The sequence below is a fragment of the Aeromicrobium sp. REDSEA-S32_B7 genome, assembly GCF_001626145.1.
In the GTDB taxonomy this organism is placed as follows: domain Bacteria; phylum Actinomycetota; class Actinomycetes; order Propionibacteriales; family Nocardioidaceae; genus Aeromicrobium; species Aeromicrobium erythreum.
Map to the genome: position 1 here is coordinate 1 of NZ_LUNF01000073.1, position 18,350 is coordinate 18,350.

The following is an 18,350-nucleotide window of genomic DNA, read 5'->3' on the forward strand; positions in this document are numbered from 1 at the left end:
ACCTTGGCCTGTCCGGTCGCCTGCCGCTGGACGAGGCCAGTGCGAACCTCGGCGACCTGGCCGCGCCAGATCGCGAGCTTGGCTTCGTCGGCGGCGATGAAGCTTGCCATCGAGCGCCCGGCTTCGGACACGATCCGGTCGAGGATCGCATAGAGGAGGTCGATGCTGGCGATCTCGGCGAGCGTGTCGCGATCATCGGTCGGCATGCCGCGCCCATAGGCGGCCTGGACGGTGAGGATCTTGTACAAGGGGACCGAGGCTACTTGCAGCAGTTCCTTCTCGGCATTGCCGATCGCGGTGTCGGCGCGGATCGCATCGACCATGTTGCCGATCAGCAGCGCGACGCGCGGGCGGATCGCCTTGGCGTTGGCAAGGCTCATCTGTTCGAAGGTCGGATTGAGGCAAAGATCGGTCTCGTCGCAGCGGAACACCCTGACCGTCTGGCCCTGCGTCCCGTCGAGCAGCGCGCTCACCAGGGTGGACGACGCATCGCCTGCAAATGGCACGAACTTGCCTGCCTCATCGTCCTTGGGCGGCACGTAGATCACCGTGCCGATGAGCGTCATGGCGTATTCGGCAAGCTCGCGGTCGAAAGTGCCACCGGGGTTGAAAAAGGCGCTCTTCTTGAGGACGTGCCAGGTGTAGTTGCGGGCTACGCCGGGATTGACGTCGGCGTAATCGGCACCGGCGCCTTCATTGGTCGAGGAGCGCTGCCCGCGCGTGCCGCAGCCGTGCTTGGCCGCGGCATAGTCGGTGAAGATGCCTTCCGAATTGCCGATTGCTTCGCAGATCGCCTTGTCGGCCAAATCACCCTTGGGCCACAGGCCGCCGACCAGCCCCTGCGCCATTTCGCAGGAGTTGATCGAGAGGTTGTTCATGAGTTGCGCCTTCTGGCTGAACTCCTGCATGATCTTGTTGCACTCGGGGCAAACGGTATCGATCGCGAGGCTGAAGGCGAACCCGACCGCGTTGTTCGCGACCGCCTTCAGAAGCGCGACCATCTCGCTTGCGTTGATGAAGGAGAAGGACCCGGCGAAGATATCGATACCGCCGCAACCAGCGCGGGCACGCGGCAGCTGGAGATTGGCGATGCTAGTCGTCTTCTGGGGGAAGCGCGTCCAGACATTGCCGAGGCTGTAATAGCCTGCCGACTGGCCTTCGAAGGCGGTCGGACCCGTGACATTGGCCGCCGCGCCCATGTCGTCCATGAAGCGGTCCATGCTGTCGCCAACGTTGGCGGCAAGCGGGGAAGCGATCATGCTCGATCGGGATCGGTCGCTTGGTCACGCTGTCCCACAGCACGAGCGCCGGCGTGGCCTTGCCTTCGAGGCCGAGCCTGGCGCGCTGGTTGGTCTCGACCTTGTAGTCCGGGAAATGGCGCGAGGGTCCGCCATCGGTCGAGATCGCGCGCACGGTGATGCGCCAGCGCTCGGCGACGCCCTTGACGATCGGGCTCATCACTTCGCAGGGTGCGCAGGTCGAGCTGTAGAAATAGAACAGGCCGTAGCGCTGCGAGAGCCGCGCCATCACGCTGTCGCGCTCGGCGCTGCGGGCATCCTGCCACTGTTTCTTTGCGAGCGCGCCGACCGGCCGCTCGAGCGTGTAGTCGAGTTCGGGGTCCTGCCAGATCGCGCGCTGCCAGACATCGGAGAAGAGCGAGGCGCGATCGAGCTGCGCGCGCTGGAGGCGGATATAGGCCGCCACATTCGCTTCGGTGGGATAGACGATCGCGCGGGCCTTCAACTCGCGTAGCTCGGCGGTGATCGCATCGAGTTCCTGCGTCGCCGCGACCGGCTCGATTTCAGGCGCTTGCGGTTCCTCCGCGGGCACAGGTTTGACGCAGTAGAACCAGTAGCCGAGCCTGCGCTCTTCGCAGTAGAGCGGTGAGGAGATAGAGATGGGTCATTGGCCGCCCCTTGCGTAATAGTCGTCGATCTTCTGCTGGATGAGGATGCTGGTCTCGAGTTCGTCGGGCAGCCGCGCGGCATCGGTGAACTCGGCATAGACCTCGCTGAAATCCATCCGGCTCAAATCGAGCCGGGCGAACTCGTCGAGGGTGAACCCCTCGCACTGTTCTTCCTTGGGCTTGTCCCAGGGCTTGGGAAGCTGCTTGCGGCCCTGCTCCTGCAGGATCCGCGAGAGCTTGCTCTCGAAGCAGCAATAGACCTTCTTCTTGGTCAGGCAGACGCCGAGGAACTTGTCCGAACAGTAGGTCCCGACATAGGCGCACAGCCCCTGCGCATCGCGCTGGTGGAGCAGCACTTCCTCGCGATCACAGCCAAGCGCGACCAGAAGGCTGATGCCCGGAATGAGCGGAAAGCCCTTGCCCTTGCAACAATTGAGCACGCCGAAGACCTTGGACGAGCAGGTGTTGCGCGTGCCGCGGAACAGCGTCAGCGTATTCGGGTCGAACTGTCCGCGCGCTTCGTCCATTGCATGCAATGCGACCGCGGCATCCTTGAACTCGTCGTTCGCGGTGCGCTCGATCGTCTCGCAGCTGCCATCGATGCAATAGACATCGCCGTCGCAGACATACTGCGTGGTGCTGTCTGTTGCCGGGAGTGGGCATTCGTAGATGCGCTCCCAGGTCTCGCATGGGACCTCATCGGTGAGACATTCCTCGCGCAAGAAACGGCAGGTGCCCTGGCTTTCGATGTCCGAGCAGTCGGTCGCCGTTTCGCGCGAGGTACAGGTGTAGCTGCGCTGCCATTCCCAGCACGGTCGTGTGACCGAGACGCCGTTCACGATTCGGGTCTGCGGATCGGCATCGGTGCAGATCTCGGTATCGAGCGTGCAGTCGCCATTGTCGGCAAAGCCTGAGCACTGGCTCTCGTCGGGGGTCGTCGTGACCGTGGTCGCAGTAGTGACCATGTAGGGTGTCTGCCCCGGGACTTGCTCGTCGCAGGTCAATTCGGTGATCGGGTCGCCCGGCTCGGAACACCACGGACGTCCGCCCGAGGAACTCCACTGCAGGCAGGTGTCGCGCCGTCCCGTCACGCGGCAGGAATAGCCGTCGAACCCGGCGCACTCGGGCTCGCCGGAGCCGTTGAAGTCGCCGAACCGGTTGCACAGGTAGTGGTACTGCGGAAGCTGGCTCACTGTCGTTGCCAGCGGCACCGCGCACTGGCCCGCCGACTGGTCGATCCGAGTGCCGGTGTTGCAGGTCGCGGTGTAGGTCCCGGCCGAGCCCGATCCGGGAGGCAGCGGGACGCAGGAGCCCTGGCCCCCGGCGATCGCCATGCCGCTGGTGTAGTCGAGCGGGCTCTCGTTGATCGCGAGGCTGCGCGCAATGACGTCCTCGATCTCGCCCGGATCGAAACGCGCGCGGTTGGCCACACTGTCGCGCATCGCGCGGTAACCCTGGTGGCCGCTCGCCACTGCCGCCGCATTGCCCTCGATCCGGTCGGGATCCTGCGCGAGCGTCTCGATCCCCCGGACCGCGTTGCGATCGTAGTTGGGGAGGGTCGCAGTGTTCGGCTGTTGCTGTGCCGCCTGCTGGGCCTCGCCGCGCAGGCTCTCGGCAAAGGCCTTGCCGTCGGCCTTCGCGTCCTGCTGCTGGGCTGCGGCGCTCGCGGTGAGGAGGAGCGCCGTAAAAGCGGTCACGGCGAGCTTAATCGGGTGTTTCATGGGCGCTGATCCCTCAGGCGGGCGAGGTGGAGGCGGGCAAGCTGCGCGCCCGGGCCGCCGCGCGCACCGCTCCCCCGCCGCCCCGACGACGCTGGTGGCAGCGGCGGGCGCCCCGTGGCTGAGCCCGGTGCGAGGGAGCCCGACGCGCAGCGCACGCACGACGACGGCGCGCCGCTCGACCTGCGCCGCACGCTCTCGACCCTGCGTCGCGGCCCTGCCGACCCGGCGTACCGACGCATCGGCGACGACCACTGGCGCGTCGTGCGGACCCCCGACGGCCCCGCCACCACGCTGCTGCGCCAGGTCGGACCCACGGCCGTCCACCTGCAGGCGTGGGGCCCCGGCGCGGAGCACCAGGCCGAGATGCTGCCCCGGCTCGTCGGGCGGCCGGTCGACGACCTGCCGCTCGCCCACCCGGTCGTGGCTGACGCGCGACGGCGCTTCCCGGGGCTCCGGGTGCCGTCCACCGGCGACGTCGTCGGTGCGCTGGTCCCCGCGATCATCGAGCAGAAGGTGCTCGGCGCCGACGCGTTCCTGTCGTGGCGCCAGCTGCTGCACCGGCACGGGGAGCCCGCGCCCGGTCCGGCGCCCGCGGGCATGCGCGTCCCGCTCACGGGTGCCGCCTGGGCGGCGCTGCCCTCGTGGTCGTGGCACCACTGCGGCGTCGACCCGAAGCGCTACCGCACGGCGCAGGTCGCCACCCGGATGGCCGACGCGCTCGAGCGGCTCGGCCCGCACGACCTCCTCGGCGCCTACCGCGGGCTGCGCAGCATCCCCGGCATCGGCGTCTGGACGGCTGCCGAGGTCGGCTCGCGCGCGTTCGGCGACACCGACGCCGTCCCCTTCGGGGACTACCACCTCGCCAGCACGGTCGGCACGGCCCTGCTCGGGCGCCGGCTCGAGCACGACGACGAGGTCGCCTTCGTGCTCGAGCCCTTCCGTCCCCACCGCTTCGTCGCGCTGCGGCTCATGCAGCTCAGTCCGCACGTGCAGGTCGAGCGGCGCGGGGCGCGCATGTCACGCGTCGACCACCGCGGGCGGTAGGGGGCGCCCGCTCCTACAGTGGGCGCGTGCTGCCTCCCGGACCCGTCCAGCGTGCCTCCCGGTCGTGGCCGGCGCCGGCGCTGTCGCTCTTCGCCGTCGGCTGGGGCGCCAACCAGTTCGCGGCGCTGCTGCCCGTCTACCGCGTCGAGGACGGCGCGACCGCCGCGGAGGTCACGCTGCTGTTCGGGGCGTACGCCGTCGGTCTCATCCCGACGCTGCTGCTCGTCGCGCCCGTCTCGGACCGGCTCGGCCGACGCCGCGTCATGCGGCCGGTGCTCGTGCTCTCGTTCGTCGCCACCGTGGTGCTGCTGCTCGGCGGCCACAGCCTCCTGCTGCTCCTGCTGGGTCGTCTGCTCGCCGGCATTGCGTCGGGTGCGGCGTTCGCGCCCGGGACCGCCTGGGTCAAGGAGCTCTCGACCGGACCGGCCGGCACGGGCGCACGACGCGCGGCGATCGCCCTGTCGGCCGGCTTCGGCACCGGCCCGCTCGTCACGGGGTTGATGGCCCAGTGGCTGCCGCTCCCCCTGCTGCTGCCCTACGTCCCGCACCTCGTCCTCACGGTGCTCGTCGCCGTGTTCGCCTGGAACGCACCCGAGCCGGTGCGTGCGCACCACGACACGCTCGACGCCGAGACGGGGCGTGTCGCGCAGGCGCTGCGCTGCCCGGCCTTCGTGCGACGCACGCTGTTCACCGCGCCCTGGGTGTTCGGGTGCGCGACGCTGGCGTTCGCGACGGTGCCGCAGGTCGCGCCCGTCCCCGGCCCCAACGTCGCCGTCGGCGGCGCGCTCGTGGCACTGACGCTCTGGACCGGCGTCCTCGTCCAGCCCCTCGGTCGCCGCCGCTCCCCGCGCACCACGGTCCTCCTGGGGGTGGGTGCCGGCGTCGTCGGCTTCCTCGTCGCCACGCTCGCCTCGCTGACCGGGTGGGGCGCGCTCACCGTCCTCGCGGCCGTCGGGCTCGGAGCCGCGTACGGCTGGATCCTCGTCGCCGGGCTGGCGACGGTCGAGGAGGTGGCGCAGCCGGCCGACCTGGCCACGGTGACCGCCGTCTTCTACAGCCTGACGTACCTCGGCTTCGCCGCCCCCTACCTCGGGACGCTGCTGCTCTCGTGGCTGCCCGGGACCCCGGCCATGCTCCTGCTCGCGGTCCTGCTGGCCGCGACGGCGCCGCTCGTCCTCAGCTCGGCGCGGCGGCGCTGAGACAGGCCACCAGCGCGTCCACGAGCTCCCGCGGACGGGTCAGGGCGTTCAGGTGCCCGCCCGGCACCGACGTCGCCTCGAGGCCGAGTCGCTCGCGCGCCACCTGGCCTTGCAGGGTCGGCGGGAAGAGCCGGTCGTCGTCGGCGACGAGCACGTGGGTCGGCACGTCGGGCCAGCTCTCACCTGGCCACGAGGAGCCGAATGCGAGGTCGGTCTGCTGGCGGTCGTGCTCCGCGGCCTCGGCCAGCACGTCCTCGGGAGCGTCGTGGAAGAAGACCTCGAGCACGTCGAACGGGCGCGACGGGTCGCGTCCGGCCGCGGCCTCGGCGTCGCGCCGGGCTGCGGCCTGCCCGACGGCACGCCACCACTGCGCGCCCGACTCACCCGGCCGCGGGACCATCGCGTTCAGCAGCACGAGGAGGTCGACGGGCTCCACGAGAGCCGCTGCCGACGCGCTGAAACCGCCGAAGGACTGACCGACCAGCACCACTCGGCCGTCGCCGCGCGCGGTCCGCACGGCGTCCACCACGCGGTCGACGTAGCCCTGCAGGTCGACGGCGGGGTCGTCCCCGGGGAGGTCCACCGCGACCGCCCGGTGTCCCGCAGCCTCGAGGAGCGGGACCACGCGGCTCCAGAACCAGGGCGAGCCCCCGGCGCCGGGCACCAGGACGAAGGTCGCCCCCCGATCGTCGGACGCGCTCACCGGAAGCGGTCCGGGTCGCCCGCGCCCTCGCGCACGACCTCGGGCACGCCGTCGACGAAGTCCACGACGGTGGTCGGCTCGGCCACGACGTCGCCGGACTCGACGACAGCATCGACGAGGTGGTCGAGCTCCTCCTTGACCAGCCAGCCCTCCGTCATCGGCTCCGTCTCGCCCGGCAGGATCAGCGTGCTCGACAGGATCGGCTCGCCGAGCGAGTCGAGCAGCGCCCGGACCACGACGTGGTCGGGGATGCGCACGCCCACGGTCTTCTTCTTCGGGTGCAGCAGCCGACGCGGGACCTCGCGCGTGCCGGGCAGGATGAACGTGTACGGGCCCGGCGTGGCGTTCTTGACGGCGCGGAAGATCGCGTTGTCCAGGTGCACGAGCTGCCCGAGCTGCGCGAAGTCCTTGCAGACGAGGGTGAAGTGGTGCTTGTCGTCGAGCCGGCGGATGCTGCGGATCCGGTCGAGGGCCTCCTGGTTGCCGGGAGCGGCACCCAGCGCATAGCCGGAATCCGTCGGGTAGGCGACGAGGCCGCCGTCGCGCAGGATCGACGTCGCCTGCTCGACCGCGCGGCTCTGCGGGTTCTGCGGGTGGATCTCGAGGTAGCGGGCCATGTCCCGACCCTACGAGCACGACGCACCGTTGCCCACCCGTCACGACGCTCTCGATCTCGCCAAGAACTCTTTGCAAAGCTCTCTTGGCGATCTACGCTGGCCGGGTGACCGAGCCCGTCGTCGTCCCCTCCGCCCACGCCCTGCGCGCACTGAGCCATCCCCTGCGGCTCCGGCTGCTGGGCCTGCTGCGCATCGACGGACCGTCGACGGCCACCAGCCTGGCCGCCCGGACCGGCACCTCCTCGGGGGCGACGTCGTACCACCTGCGGCAGCTCGCCGCGCACGGGTTCGTCGAGGAGGCCGAGGGCGACGGCGACGCCCGGACCCGCTGGTGGCGTGCCGTGCACCGCTCGACGTCGACGAGCGCGCCCCGCGACGCCGACGAGCTCGCCGCGGTCGACGCGTTCGGCCAGGCCGTCGCGGTCGTGCACGCCGAGCAGCTCCAGCGGGCCGTCGAGGAGTACCCGCTGCTGCCCGAGGAGTGGCGCGCCGCCTCGACCCTGAGCGACTGGGTGCGGCGGCTGCGACCGGAGCAGGCCCGCGCGCTCACCGAGCAGCTCGTGGACCTCCTGACGGCCGTGGAGGACGACGACCACCCCGACGCGCGACCCTTCAGCGTGCGCGTCCACGCGAACCCGTGGCCGGGCAGCGTGACCGACGCATGAGGCACGGCCGGTTGCTCGCCGCGTGGCTCGTCGCGGACGGGCTCGCCCTCACCGGCACGCGGCTGGCGACCGTGGCCGTCCCGTGGCTGGGGAGCTCGCGCCCCTCGTGGTCGCGAAGGTGCTGGCCGGGCCCGTGATCGACCACCTCGGAGCCCGTCGGGTCGCAGTCGTCTGCGACGCGGCCAGCGCAGCGGTGGTGTGCGCCGTGCCCGTGCTCCACCACCTCGGTGCCCTGCCGTTCCCGCTCCTCCTCCTGCTGGTGGCGCTCACGGGTGCGCTGCGTGGGCCGGCCGACGCGGCCCGCCGCAGCCTGGCGCCGACGGTCGCCGAGGTCGCGGACGTGCCGCTCGAGCGGGTCACGGGGCTCTCGTCGGGGGTGGAGCGGACCGCGGGGCTGGTGGGCGCGGCGCTCGCGGCGCTCCTCGTCGCCGTCGTGGGCGCCGCCGACGCGCTGGTGGCCAACGCGGCCGGGCTCGCCCTGGCCGCCGTGGTCCTCGGCCTCGGCACGGCCGGCCTGCTCCCCGCGACCGTGACGACGGCCCGCCCCGAGCGCTACGCCCGGCGTCTGCGGGAGGGGTGGGCCTTCCTGCGCGGCGATCCCGTCATCCTGGCGCTGACGTCGATGATCGCCGTCACCAACCTGCTCGACGTCGGCCTGACGGCAGTGCTGCTGCCGGTGTGGGCCGAGACGAGCGGTGCCGGTGTCGCGGCCGTCGGACTGCTGCTGGCGGTGATGGCCGGGACGTCGCTCGTCGGGTCGCTGCTGGCGGCCGCGTGGGCGCAGCGGATGCCCCGCTTCGCCGTGTACGTGACGGCGTTCCTGGTCTGCGGCCTCCCCCGGTTCGCCGTGCTCGCGTGGACGGGGTCGACGACGTGGCCCGTCGTCGTCATGGCGGTCGCGGGGCTCGCCTCCGGGTTCCTGAACCCGATTGTCGGCGCCGTGTTCTACGAGCGCATCCCGCGCGCCCTCGTCGGTCGGGTCGGGTCGCTGTCGACCGCCGTCGCGTGGGCGCTGATGCCGTTCGGCGGCCTCGTCGCCGGCGGCCTGCTGGCCGTGCTCGGGCTCGAGGCCGCCCTGCTCGCCGCGGGCACGCTCTACCTGGTCGCGACCATGCGACTGCCGTGCCCATTCCTCGGGATGCCCGCCTAGGCTTGAACCATGCCCGAGACCTCGCCCACCTCCGGCCTGACGCTCGCGGAGCGCCGGGACCGCCAGCTCGCGCACGATGCCGCGCGCGAGGAGCACCACCGCACCCGCGACGCGGTCCTCGGACCCCGCCGCGACGCGGACACGCTGCGCGCCGTCGCCGAGGAGGCCGCCGTCCGCCTCGCCGACGCGAGCACGGACGAGGTGCTGGCCTGGGTCGCGGAGGAGTTCGGCTACCGCACGGCGGTCGCGTGCTCGATGGCCGACGCCGTCCTCCCCCACGTCGTCGCACGACACCTGCCCTGGGTCGACACGCTCTTCCTCGAGACCGGCTACCACTTCGCCGAGACCATCGGCACGCGTGACGCCGTCGAGTCCTCCATGGAACTCACCATCGTCGACGTGATGCCCCGGCAGACCGTCGCGGAGCAGGACGCGCAGCACGGCAAGGACCTCTTCGCCCGCGACCCCGGCCTCTGCTGCCACCTGCGCAAGGTCGAGCCGCTCACCCGCACGCTCGCCGGCTACGAGGTGTGGATCACCGGCGTGCGCCGCGACGAGGGCCCGACCCGCGCCGACACGCCCCTCGTGACGTGGGATGAGAAGAACGGCCTGGTCAAGGTCAACCCGCTCGCCGCCTGGACCTTCGACGAGCTGCTCGCCTACGCGGAGGAGCACGACGTCGTCGTCAACCCGCTCGTGAAGGACGGCTACCCGTCGATCGGCTGCGCGCCGTGCACCCGCCGCGTCGCACCCGGCGAGGACCCCCGTGCAGGTCGCTGGGCCGGTCTGGACAAGACCGAGTGCGGCCTGCACACGTGAGCGAGACCCTCACCCCGAACGAGAAGGAACGCATGACCGTCGTCGACGACGCGCCCGGCACCGCCGAGCGCCCGACCTACCGGCTCGACCAGCTCGCCTGGCTGGAGTCGGAGGCCATCCACATCATCCGCGAGGTCGCGGCCGAGTTCGAGCGCCCCGTGCTCCTGTTCTCCGGCGGCAAGGACTCCGTGGTGATGCTGCACCTGGCGACGAAGGCCTTCTGGCCCGCGCCCGTGCCCTTCCCCGTCATGCACGTCGACACCGGGCACAACTTCCCCGAGGTGCTCGCGTTCCGCGACGCGACCGTCGAGCGCCTCGGCCTGCGGCTCGTCGTGGCCTCGGTGCAGGACTACCTCGACGACGGCCGCCTGCGTGAGCGCAGCGACGGCACGCGCAACCAGCTGCAGACCCAGCCGCTGCTCGACGGCATCACCGACCACAAGTTCGACGCCGTCTTCGGTGGCGGTCGACGCGACGAGGAGAAGGCCCGCGCCAAGGAGCGCGTGTTCAGCCTGCGCGACGAGTTCGGCCAGTGGGACCCGCGCAACCAGCGCCCTGAGCTGTGGAACCTCTACAACGGTCGGCACCGTCCCGGCGAGCACGTGCGGGTCTTCCCGCTGAGCAACTGGACCGAGCTCGACGTGTGGCAGTACATCGCCGCCGAGGGCATCGAGCTCCCCCCGCTGTACTACGCGCACGAGCGTGACGTGTTCGAGCGCGACGGCATGCTCGTGGCGGTCACCGACGTCTCCCAGCCGCGTCCCGGCGAGTCCGTCGAGCGTCGGCTGGTCCGCTACCGCACGGTCGGCGACATGTCGTGCACCGGCGCGGTCGAGAGCGACGCCGCGACGGTCGAGGACGTCGTCGTCGAGGTGGCCGCCACGCGGCTGACCGAGCGCGGCGCCACCCGCGCCGACGACCGTGCGTCCGAGGCCGCCATGGAGGACCGGAAGAAGGAGGGCTACTTCTGATGGCCACCACCACCTCGCCCACGAAGACCGTCCTCCGGCTGGCGACGGCCGGCTCCGTCGACGACGGCAAGTCCACCCTCGTCGGCCGGCTGCTCTACGACTCCAAGTCGGTGCTGGCCGACCAGTTCGACGCGGTCGAGCGGGTCAGCCGCGACCGCGGGCTCGCGTCGGCCGACCTCGCGCTGCTCACCGACGGACTGCGGTCCGAGCGCGAGCAGGGCATCACGATCGACGTCGCCTACCGCTACTTCGCGACCGCCGAGCGGTCGTTCATCCTCGCCGACTGCCCCGGCCACGTGCAGTACACGCGCAACACCGTCACCGGCGCCAGCACGGCCGACGTCATCGTGCTGCTCGTCGACGCCCGCAAGGGCGTGCAGGAGCAGACGCGCCGCCACCTGGCCGTCGCCTCGCTGCTGCGGGTGCCGCACGTCGTGGTCGTCGTCAACAAGATCGACCTCGTCGACTTCGACGAGGCCACGTACGACCGGGTCGCGGCCGAGGTGCTCGCCGTCGCCACGTCGCTCGGGCTGACCGACGTCACCACGATCCCCGTGTCGGCCCTCGACGGCGACAACGTCGTGGAGTCCTCCGCGCGGACGCCGTGGTACGACGGGCCGAGCGTGCTGTCGTTCCTCGAGACGCTCGAGCCGGCAGGCGAGCCGCACTCCGAGCCGCTGCGCTTCCCCGTGCAGCTGGTGATCCGTCCGCAGGCCGCCGGCGGCGACGAGCACCGCGACTACCGCGGCTACGCGGGCCAGGTCGCGTCGGGCCTCGTGCGCCCGGGCGACGCCGTCACGGTCCTGCCGAGCGGGCGGACCAGCACCGTCGCCGGCATCGACACCGCCGACGGCGAGCTCGACGTGGCGTTCGCGCCGCAGTCGGTCACGCTGCGCCTGACCGACGACGTGGACATCTCCCGCGGCGACCTCATCGTCACCTCCCGCAGCGTCCCGGCCGTCACGCAGGACGTCGAGGGCACGGTCGCCTGGCTCGCCGACCACCGCCTGGCCGGCCGCACGAAGGTGCTGCTGAAGCACGGCACCCGAACCGTGCAGGCCATGGTCACCGAGATCAAGGGTCGTCTCGACCTCGACGCGGCCACGCTCGAGCCCGCTGACTCCCTCGAGCTCAACGACATCGGGCACGTCACCCTGCGCCTGGCCTCGCCCATCGCGGCCGAGGAGTACCTGCACGCCCGGGCGGGCGGGTCGTTCCTCCTCGTCGACGCGCAGGACGGCACGACCCTGGCCGCGGGCATGGTCGGCGACGCGCTGCTCGCGACCGCTACGGTCTGAGCGTGCCTCTCCCCCTCACCCTGCGTCCGGAGGGCCGCCGCGTCGTGGTGGTCGGTGGCGGCACGGTGGCCTCGCGCCGCGTCCACGCCCTGCTGGGCGCCGATGCCGACGTCGTGGTCGTCGCACCCGAGGTCAGCGCCCGCATCCGCGAGCTCGCCGACCTCGGCCGCCTCACCTGGGTCGAGCGCGGGTACCGCACCGGCGACCTCGACGGCGCCTGGCTGGTGCAGACCGCCACCGACAGCCCGGTCGACGACCTGGTGGCGGCCGACGCCGAGCAGGCCAGGGTGTGGTGCCTCAAGGGCGGCGACCCCGACCACGCGACGGCGTGGATGCCGGCGGTGGCCTCCGTCGACGACGTGCACGTGGCGGTGAGCGGGGGTGGCGACGCGCGCCGGGCGTCGGTGCTGCGCGACGCCGTCGCGACGGCGCTGCAGTCCGGCGACCTCCCGCTGCGGCACCGGACCCACCACCCGGAGGGCTCGGTCGCCCTCGTGGGCGGCGGGCCGGGCGACGCAGACCTGCTCACCACGCGCGGCCGACGCCTGCTGGCCGAGGCCGACGTGGTCGTCGTCGACCGACTTGCACCCCTCGACGCGCTCGACGAGCTCGCCCCGGACGTGGAGGTGGTCGACGTCGGCAAGCTGCCCGACCACCACCCTGTCCCGCAGGACGAGATCAACCGGATCCTGGTCGACCGCGCCCTGGCCGGCAAGCTCGTCGTCCGGCTCAAGGGCGGCGACCCGTACGTGCTGGGCCGCGGCGGCGAGGAGCGTCAGGCGTGCGAGGCGGCCGGGGTGCCCGTGGAGGTCGTCCCCGGCGTCACGAGCGCCATCGCCGTCCCGGCGGCGGCCGGCATCCCCGTGACCCACCGCGGCGTCGCGACGGGCTTCAGCGTCGTCACCGCGCACGACGAGCTCGGTGACCTCCCCGCATCGCCGGACCACACCATCGTCATGCTCATGGGCGTACGCCGGCTCGCCCAGAGCGCCGCGACGCTCGTCGCCGCCGGACATCCCGAGACCTCGCCGGTCGCGGTCGTGGAGCGCGGCTGCTCGCCCGACCAGCGGGTCACCGTGGGCACCCTGGCCACGATCGCCGAGCGCTGCGTCGAGGTCGGGGTGGGCTCGCCCGCCGTCACGGTGGTGGGCGAGGTCGTCCGCCTCTCCCCCGCCTGGCGCTGACGGCTCAGGCGCGGCCGCGGGTGCGACGCAGCCACCACAGCCCGACGAACGGCAGCACGAGCGGGACGTAGCCGTACCCGGCGCCGAAGTCCGACCACACGGTGGCATCCGGGAACAGCTCGCCGTCCAGGAGCGTCAGCAGGCCGACGCCGAGCACGCCCACCAGCTCGAACAGGACGGCTCCCACCGCCAGCCGGTGCCGGTCCGTGCCGAGGGCGAAGGTCGCGACGACGTACACCACGCCCGCGAGCGCCGACAGCGCGTACGCGACGGGAGCCTCGTCGGCCTTCACGACCAGCTGGTAGAGCGAGCGGGCCGTCGCCGCGATGGCGAAGACGGCGTAGACGGCCACGAGCGCCCGGCCCGGACCGGTCGAGGTCCGGCCGCCCTGGCTCGCGTCCGAGGGCGTGCGGTCGGGTGAGGTGCGCTCAGACATAGGTGCCCTTCCAGATCCCCAGCAGCCGCACCATCAGCGCGGCGACGGTGAGCAGTGCGACGACGACGACCCCCGTGCCCCACCGGCTCTTCTCGGCGATTCCCCACAGGACGGCGGCCGGCGGGAGGACCACCACCGTCAGCCAGTACGACACGTACAGCCCGCCCGACACGTCGCGGTCGGTCTGCGCGAGCGCCACGAAGCCGCCGACCATGGCCACCACCAGCACGATCTCCAGGACCGACACCGCATAGAACAACGGGTTGCCGAACGGTGCGTCCCGCACGGTGTGCGTCGCCGCGAACACGGCCACCAGCAGCGCCAGCAGGGCGACGCCGTAGGCGATCGTGTCGGTCACGTCAGGCTGGTCCTCTGGTCGGCTCGTCGGTGTCGCGGGGGTCCCGGGCGTCGGCGCCCAGGATCCGCAGGGTCGAGTCTTCCACGAAGCCGTTCCACGTCGACACCTGGCGCAGCATGTAGTGCCCCGCGCCGGGCAGGGCCGTCCACGTCGCCTCGGTCGCGATCGGGCGGCAGCGCTCGACGAAGGTCCGGCTCAGGGCGGCGGAGGTCCACCGGTCCTGCGGTCCGTGGAGCACGTGCAGCGCGCGGCCCGCGAGGGCGCGGTGCGGCTCGCCGGCCGGCAGCCACGGCGCCAGGCCGACGACGCCGACGACCGAGCGGTCGTCCGCCGTGCGGCACGCGGTGCGGCCACCCATCGAGTGCCCCACGAGCACGACCGGCAGGGCGCCGTGCTGCTCGCGCAGCCGGTCCAGCGCCCACCGCGCGTCGCGCACCGGGGACGGGTCGTGGTCGTCGTTCCAGCCCCGTACGCGGTGCTGCAGCAGGTGCACCGCCAGGTGCTCGCGGCGGGCGGTCGGCCGCAGCGCCTTGGCGACGAGCAGCATGCGCCACCAGCTCGCGTTGCGGTTGCGTACCGGCTGGGTGCTGCGCTGCTGACCGCCGTGCAGCACGAGCACCACGGCTCGTGGCCGGTCCGGCACGTGGATCGCGTCCAGCCGCGGCTCGCGCGGTTCCTCGCTCATCAGACCACCGTGACACAGGGGCCCTGAGGCTGCAGCCGGAGCGTGGGGGGCTCTCCCTAGGATGTGACCGAGAACTCTTCCCCGCTCGACCCATCCACCCCGGAGGCAGCCGCGAATGGCCCGTAGAAGCTTGTTCGGGAAGGAGTCGCGCATGAGCCAGTCAGCAGCCGATCGCCTGGCCGCGGTTCCGGAGACCGCTCAGGCGGTCGACCCCGACGACCTGCTCGTCCGTGTCGCTCGAGGCGACGAGGCCGCGTTCGCGGCACTCTACGACGTCCTCGGTGCGACCGTGTTCGGCATGGCCCGTCGCGTCATCCGCGACCCCGCCCGGGCCGAGGAGGTCGCCCAGGAGGTGTTCCTCCAGGTCTGGCAGACCGCGGCGCGGTTCGACCCGGCACGCGGCACCGCCAAGAGCTGGGTGCTCACGCTCGCCCACCGTCGCGCCGTCGATGCGGTCCGTCACGACCAGGCGGCCACGAACCGGGAGAACAGCTACGACTGGTCGCCCGGCGTCGACCACGACCAGGTGCTGGAGACCGTGACCATCCGCCTCGAGCACGAGCAGGTACGCCGCTGCCTCGAGGGCCTGACCGAGCTGCAGCGCGAGGCCGTCAACCTCGCCTACTACCAGGGATACACCTACGCCGAGGTCGCGCAGGTGCTCGGCGCCAACCCCGCCACCGTCAAGACGCGCATGCGCGACGGACTCGTCCGTCTGCGTGACTGCATGGGAGTGGAGGTCTCATGACGCACGATCTGCACACCCTCGCCGCGCCCTACGCGCTCGACGCGCTCGACCCGCACGAGCGGGCCCGGTTCGAGGGCCACCTCGATCAGTGCGCGGAGTGCCGCCAGGAGCTGCGCGGCTTCCACCTCACGGCACTGCGCCTCGCCGAGGCCGAGGCCGACACGCCTCCGCCGGCGCTGCGTGCGCGTCTGCTGGCCGAGGTCAGCGCGACCGCGCAGGAGCGTCCGGTCGTCACGACGCTGGCGCAGCATGGCCGGATCCGCCGTGCCGGCCCGCGCCTGCTGGTCGCCGCCTCCGTCCTCGTGGCGGCCGGTGCGATCGGCGGCTACGTCTCCGAGCACCAGCGTGCCGACAGCCTGCAGGCCGACAGCGCGCGGATCAGCGCGGTGATGGTCGCGGGCGACGCCACCATGCTCGACGGGAAGGTCCGCACGGGCGGCACGATGCGCGTCGTCGCCTCGCCCTCGCACGACGCCGCCGTCGTGATGGGCTCCGACCTCAAGCCGCTCGACGACGGCCACGTCTACCAGGTGTGGGCGATGCACGACGGCGTGCCGCGCTCCCTCGGCGTGCTCGGCAACGGTGCCGGCATGATCTACGCGCAGGACATCGCGGGCAGCGACGCCTTCGCGGTGACGGTCGAGCCCGACGGCGGCTCGCCGGCCCCGACGACCGACCCGGTCGCCGCGATGCCGGCCTGACCCCTCCGCCGCGCCGCGACACCTCTACGGGACCATGGTCGACGTGAACCCGCACGTGCTCGTGTCCCCCGCCATGGCGGTGCCGTCGCGCTTCTACCGTCCGCTCGTCGCGGCGTTCGAGGACGTCGGCTGGTCGGCGCAGGCACTGGGCCGGCGCGGGTTCGAGCCCGACGGCCCGACGGCCTCGCGCGCGAGCGACTGGTCCTACGCCGACGAGATCGACGACCTCGCCGACGCCGTCCGGTCCGCGCGCAGCGCCGAGCCGGGGCGTCCGGTGCTGGTGCTCGGCCACAGCCTCGGCGCACAGCTGGCGGTCGGGCTCCAGCAGCGGGACGACACCGCGGTGCACGCCGACGGGCTCGTGATGGTGGGAGCCTCCACCCCCCACCACCGCTTCTACCCCTACGGCGGTCTGCCCATGCTGGCCTTCGCCTCGACGATCCCGCTGCTGACGCAGGGCCTCGGCCACCTGCCGAAGCCCGCCTTCGGTGCGCCGGGTGCCCGCACGCTCATGCGGGAGTGGGCACGTTTCGTCCGCACCGGTCGCCCGCCCTTCGACGTGAGCGGCCCGGTCACCGCTCCGACGCTCGTCGTGCACCTGCAGGGCGACGCGTACGCCGTCTCCGCCGCCAACAAGCGCTTCCTCGAGCAGTTCCTGGACCCCGCGTCCGTGACCCGCTGGGTCTACACGCGCGACGCCGTCCCCGACGGCGGGAGCACCGACCACGTCCGCTGGGTCAAGCACCCGGGCGTGGTCGTGGACCGGGTCGTCTCGTGGTGGCAGACCGCCTCGGTGCGCGCCGCGTCCTAGGATCGGCCCCATGAGCCGGAGCCGCGCATGACCCCCGCCATGGACCTCCTCCTGCAGGCCGTCCGCGACGCGGTGGAGGACACGCCGTACGTCGTGGACGTCGTCGACGACGGCTTCGACCTGCGCCTCGACCTCGCCGACCGTCGCTGGCGGACGGTCCTCGGGGCGGCTGGCATCGAGCGGACGGTGATCCACGAGGTGCGCCCCCGGGGCGACGGTGTCGCCGTCACCGACGTCGTGCGCCGCGTCGACTGGGTCGCGGGTGCGCCGGCACTGGCCGGCTCCGCGTCGGTCCAGCGGGGACGCACGATCGCACTCGGGGTCGAGAAGGTCTGGGGGCTCGACGAGCACGGGATGCCGGTCAAGGTCGCCGACCTGCGTTTCGCCCCCCAGGAGGGACGCGAGCTCGTCACCCTCGCGGCCCAGCAGGTCGGCCTGCGCGTCGTGCGTGGCGGTGCCGAGCTGGTCGGTCTGGTCTTCGCCGGCATCGCGGTCGGCGGACTCCTCGTCGGCGGCCTGGTGGTCCTGGTGCTCTGGCTGACCGGCGTGCTTCCGCCCGGCTGACGCGCGGGCCGCGACCGCTCAGGCGCCCTCGGGACGCGCCGAGGCCACGAACGTCTGCAGCTGCGGGCCGAGGGTGCCGAGCTGCTCTGCGAGACAGGTGAGCGTGAAGACGACCACCGCGCGACGGTCGCCGTCCCGCGTGGGGGCCGTCGCCACGACCTGCGCCTGGCGAACCTCACGCTGGCGACCCTGCAGCGGCGCCCGGCCGGCGAGCACCTGGGAGACCCCGGGCGCGGTCGGCGTCCCCGACATCACGCGGTTGACGACCTCGGCGTCCGCGACCTGCTCGGCGAACACGGCCAGGGACTCCTCGGCCACCACGGCCACGTCCTCGGTGGCGTCGCGCAGCCCGCCCGAGACGGTCAGCAGGGGCGCGAAGACGGCGCCGGGCTCGGGCCGGGTCGCCGCGAACGCCGCCCCGGGGAGGCCGAGCTCGGCGGGGTCGGCCACGAGCCACCCGGGGTCGGGCAGCCTCAACGTCAGGTCGATGGGCAGCTGGGCCACGGCCGGTCCTCTCCTCGAGCGGTCACGGGGGTGGTCACGCAGGTCGTCATGGGAACAGCTCCGTCAGCGCGGTGACACCGCTGTCGAGCGACTCCACGAGCTCCGGCACGTCGACCTCGAGGTCGAGCCCGAGCTTGCCGCCCAGGCCCCAGGCCGCTCCCCCGGACCCGCTCAGCCGGAAGACGCCGTCATCGTAGCCGAGCACGCCGTCGGCACCGGCGCCCGCGCCCGCCCAGCCCTCGGCCGTGCCGCGGGCCGTGATGCCG

20 protein-coding genes and 2 pseudogenes are annotated in these 18,350 nt (G+C 72.5%); 12 read left to right on the forward strand and 10 right to left on the reverse strand.

Annotated elements, in window-relative coordinates; translation table 11 throughout:
- The 3 genes and pseudogenes from A6Q79_RS05615 to A6Q79_RS05625 form a co-directional block, all read right to left on the reverse strand.
- The coding region (locus A6Q79_RS05615; RefSeq protein ID WP_317697014.1) for a conjugal transfer protein TraH at positions 1–1,220 on the reverse strand (1,220 nt) is incomplete at its 3' end.
- Positions 1,221–1,275: 55 nt separating this feature from the next.
- Positions 1,276–1,899: pseudogene (locus A6Q79_RS05620) on the reverse strand (conjugal transfer protein TraF); the annotation flags it as partial.
- 3 nt (positions 1,900–1,902) lie between these two features.
- Entirely contained in the window at positions 1,903–3,627 is a 1,725-nt protein-coding gene (locus A6Q79_RS05625; protein ID WP_011413139.1) for a conjugal transfer protein TraN, read from the reverse strand.
- A gap of 114 nt (positions 3,628–3,741) precedes the next feature.
- On the opposite strand from A6Q79_RS05625, the gene A6Q79_RS05630 reads away from it, so the two are divergent.
- Complete coding sequence (locus tag A6Q79_RS05630; protein WP_067857356.1) at positions 3,742–4,671, forward strand: DNA-3-methyladenine glycosylase; 930 nt, start codon at positions 3,742–3,744, stop codon at positions 4,669–4,671.
- Between the two features lie 26 nt (positions 4,672–4,697).
- Positions 4,698–5,870: an MFS transporter gene (locus tag A6Q79_RS05635; RefSeq protein WP_286690311.1), complete on the forward strand. Its 1,173-nt coding sequence runs from the start codon at positions 4,698–4,700 to the stop codon at positions 5,868–5,870.
- Here A6Q79_RS05635 and A6Q79_RS05640 read toward each other — a convergent pair.
- Together A6Q79_RS05640 and A6Q79_RS05645 are read right to left on the reverse strand one after the other, a co-directional pair.
- The gene (locus A6Q79_RS05640; protein ID WP_317697025.1) at positions 5,848–6,534 is read right to left on the reverse strand and encodes an alpha/beta fold hydrolase; all 687 of its coding nucleotides are present in this window, start codon (positions 6,532–6,534) and stop codon (positions 5,848–5,850) included. The genes A6Q79_RS05635 and A6Q79_RS05640 overlap by 23 nt on opposite strands.
- 35 nt (positions 6,535–6,569) lie before the next feature.
- A complete protein-coding gene (locus A6Q79_RS05645) occupies positions 6,570–7,190 on the reverse strand; it encodes an L-threonylcarbamoyladenylate synthase (RefSeq protein WP_067857346.1) in 621 nt (206 codons plus the stop codon).
- A 104-nt stretch (positions 7,191–7,294) separates the two neighbouring features.
- On the opposite strand from A6Q79_RS05645, the gene A6Q79_RS05650 reads away from it, so the two are divergent.
- The 6 genes from A6Q79_RS05650 to cobA all read left to right on the forward strand — a co-directional run bounded on the left by A6Q79_RS05650 (position 7,295) and on the right by cobA (position 13,277).
- Positions 7,295–7,855: a winged helix-turn-helix domain-containing protein gene (locus A6Q79_RS05650; protein WP_289017275.1), complete on the forward strand. Its 561-nt coding sequence runs from the start codon at positions 7,295–7,297 to the stop codon at positions 7,853–7,855.
- 82 nt (positions 7,856–7,937) lie between these two features.
- Positions 7,938–9,005: an MFS transporter gene (locus tag A6Q79_RS05655; RefSeq protein ID WP_317697029.1), complete on the forward strand. Its 1,068-nt coding sequence runs from the start codon at positions 7,938–7,940 to the stop codon at positions 9,003–9,005.
- Positions 9,006–9,014: 9 nt separating this feature from the next.
- Positions 9,015–9,824 (forward strand): phosphoadenylyl-sulfate reductase, encoded by an 810-nt coding sequence (locus A6Q79_RS05660; RefSeq protein ID WP_083516363.1) that lies wholly within the window; start codon positions 9,015–9,017, stop codon positions 9,822–9,824.
- Positions 9,825–9,856: 32 nt separating this feature from the next.
- The gene (gene cysD / locus A6Q79_RS05665) at positions 9,857–10,795 is read left to right on the forward strand and encodes a sulfate adenylyltransferase subunit CysD (RefSeq protein ID WP_067861524.1); all 939 of its coding nucleotides are present in this window, start codon (positions 9,857–9,859) and stop codon (positions 10,793–10,795) included.
- Positions 10,795–12,093 (forward strand): sulfate adenylyltransferase subunit 1, encoded by a 1,299-nt coding sequence (locus A6Q79_RS05670; RefSeq protein WP_067857338.1) that lies wholly within the window; start codon positions 10,795–10,797, stop codon positions 12,091–12,093. The genes cysD and A6Q79_RS05670 overlap by 1 nt, the downstream gene beginning before the upstream one ends.
- A 2-nt stretch (positions 12,094–12,095) precedes the next feature.
- Positions 12,096–13,277: a uroporphyrinogen-III C-methyltransferase gene (gene cobA, locus A6Q79_RS05675; RefSeq protein ID WP_286690314.1), complete on the forward strand. Its 1,182-nt coding sequence runs from the start codon at positions 12,096–12,098 to the stop codon at positions 13,275–13,277.
- 4 nt (positions 13,278–13,281) lie between these two features.
- Here the strand turns inward: cobA and A6Q79_RS05680 are convergent, their stop codons facing one another.
- The 3 genes from A6Q79_RS05680 to A6Q79_RS05690 are packed head-to-tail and all read right to left on the reverse strand — an operon-like array spanning position 13,282 to position 14,756.
- Complete coding sequence (locus A6Q79_RS05680; RefSeq protein WP_067857332.1) at positions 13,282–13,713, reverse strand: hypothetical protein; 432 nt, start codon at positions 13,711–13,713, stop codon at positions 13,282–13,284.
- On the reverse strand, positions 13,706–14,071 hold the full coding sequence (locus tag A6Q79_RS05685) for a hypothetical protein (protein ID WP_067857329.1): 366 nt from the start codon (positions 14,069–14,071) through the stop codon (positions 13,706–13,708). Before A6Q79_RS05685 ends, A6Q79_RS05680 begins: the two co-directional genes overlap by 8 nt.
- 1 nt (position 14,072) lies before the next feature.
- Positions 14,073–14,756 (reverse strand): alpha/beta hydrolase, encoded by a 684-nt coding sequence (locus A6Q79_RS05690; protein ID WP_083516360.1) that lies wholly within the window; start codon positions 14,754–14,756, stop codon positions 14,073–14,075.
- A gap of 151 nt (positions 14,757–14,907) precedes the next feature.
- Here A6Q79_RS05690 and sigK point away from each other — a divergent pair, with 151 nt between their 5' ends.
- From sigK to A6Q79_RS05710, 4 genes are read left to right on the forward strand one after another with little or no spacing between them, the layout of a single operon-like run.
- Positions 14,908–15,504, forward strand: coding sequence for an ECF RNA polymerase sigma factor SigK (sigK, locus tag A6Q79_RS05695; RefSeq protein WP_067857327.1), 597 nt, complete (start codon positions 14,908–14,910; stop codon positions 15,502–15,504).
- A complete protein-coding gene (locus A6Q79_RS05700; RefSeq protein WP_067857325.1) occupies positions 15,501–16,205 on the forward strand; it encodes an anti-sigma factor in 705 nt (234 codons plus the stop codon). The genes sigK and A6Q79_RS05700 overlap by 4 nt, the downstream gene beginning before the upstream one ends.
- A 43-nt stretch (positions 16,206–16,248) precedes the next feature.
- Positions 16,249–17,016 (forward strand): alpha/beta fold hydrolase, encoded by a 768-nt coding sequence (locus tag A6Q79_RS05705; protein ID WP_236749698.1) that lies wholly within the window; start codon positions 16,249–16,251, stop codon positions 17,014–17,016.
- 27 nt (positions 17,017–17,043) lie between these two features.
- A complete protein-coding gene (locus A6Q79_RS05710) occupies positions 17,044–17,580 on the forward strand; it encodes a hypothetical protein (protein WP_144433734.1) in 537 nt (178 codons plus the stop codon).
- 18 nt (positions 17,581–17,598) lie between these two features.
- Here the strand turns inward: A6Q79_RS05710 and A6Q79_RS05715 are convergent, their stop codons facing one another.
- Positions 17,599–18,084 (reverse strand): hypothetical protein, encoded by a 486-nt coding sequence (locus tag A6Q79_RS05715; RefSeq protein WP_286690315.1) that lies wholly within the window; start codon positions 18,082–18,084, stop codon positions 17,599–17,601.
- A gap of 46 nt (positions 18,085–18,130) precedes the next feature.
- Positions 18,131–18,350, reverse strand: a pseudogene (locus tag A6Q79_RS05720) (hypothetical protein); the annotation flags it as partial.

What these genes read in the sequence shown, in the direction of transcription:
- A6Q79_RS05625 (WP_011413139.1), bottom strand. Translation starts at nt 3,627, where the DNA reads ATGAAACACCCGATTAAGCTCGCCGTGACCGCTTTTACGGCGCTCCTC.
- A6Q79_RS05645 (WP_067857346.1), bottom strand. Translation starts at nt 7,190, where the DNA reads ATGGCCCGCTACCTCGAGATCCACCCGCAGAACCCGCAGAGCCGCGCG.
- A6Q79_RS05660 (WP_083516363.1), top strand. Translation starts at nt 9,015, where the DNA reads ATGCCCGAGACCTCGCCCACCTCCGGCCTGACGCTCGCGGAGCGCCGG.
- cysD (WP_067861524.1), top strand. Translation starts at nt 9,857, where the DNA reads ATGACCGTCGTCGACGACGCGCCCGGCACCGCCGAGCGCCCGACCTAC.
- A6Q79_RS05670 (WP_067857338.1), top strand. Translation starts at nt 10,795, where the DNA reads ATGGCCACCACCACCTCGCCCACGAAGACCGTCCTCCGGCTGGCGACG.
- A6Q79_RS05680 (WP_067857332.1), bottom strand. Translation starts at nt 13,713, where the DNA reads ATGTCTGAGCGCACCTCACCCGACCGCACGCCCTCGGACGCGAGCCAG.
- A6Q79_RS05690 (WP_083516360.1), bottom strand. Translation starts at nt 14,756, where the DNA reads ATGAGCGAGGAACCGCGCGAGCCGCGGCTGGACGCGATCCACGTGCCG.
- sigK (WP_067857327.1), top strand. Translation starts at nt 14,908, where the DNA reads ATGAGCCAGTCAGCAGCCGATCGCCTGGCCGCGGTTCCGGAGACCGCT.
- A6Q79_RS05700 (WP_067857325.1), top strand. Translation starts at nt 15,501, where the DNA reads ATGACGCACGATCTGCACACCCTCGCCGCGCCCTACGCGCTCGACGCG.
- A6Q79_RS05710 (WP_144433734.1), top strand. Translation starts at nt 17,044, where the DNA reads ATGACCCCCGCCATGGACCTCCTCCTGCAGGCCGTCCGCGACGCGGTG.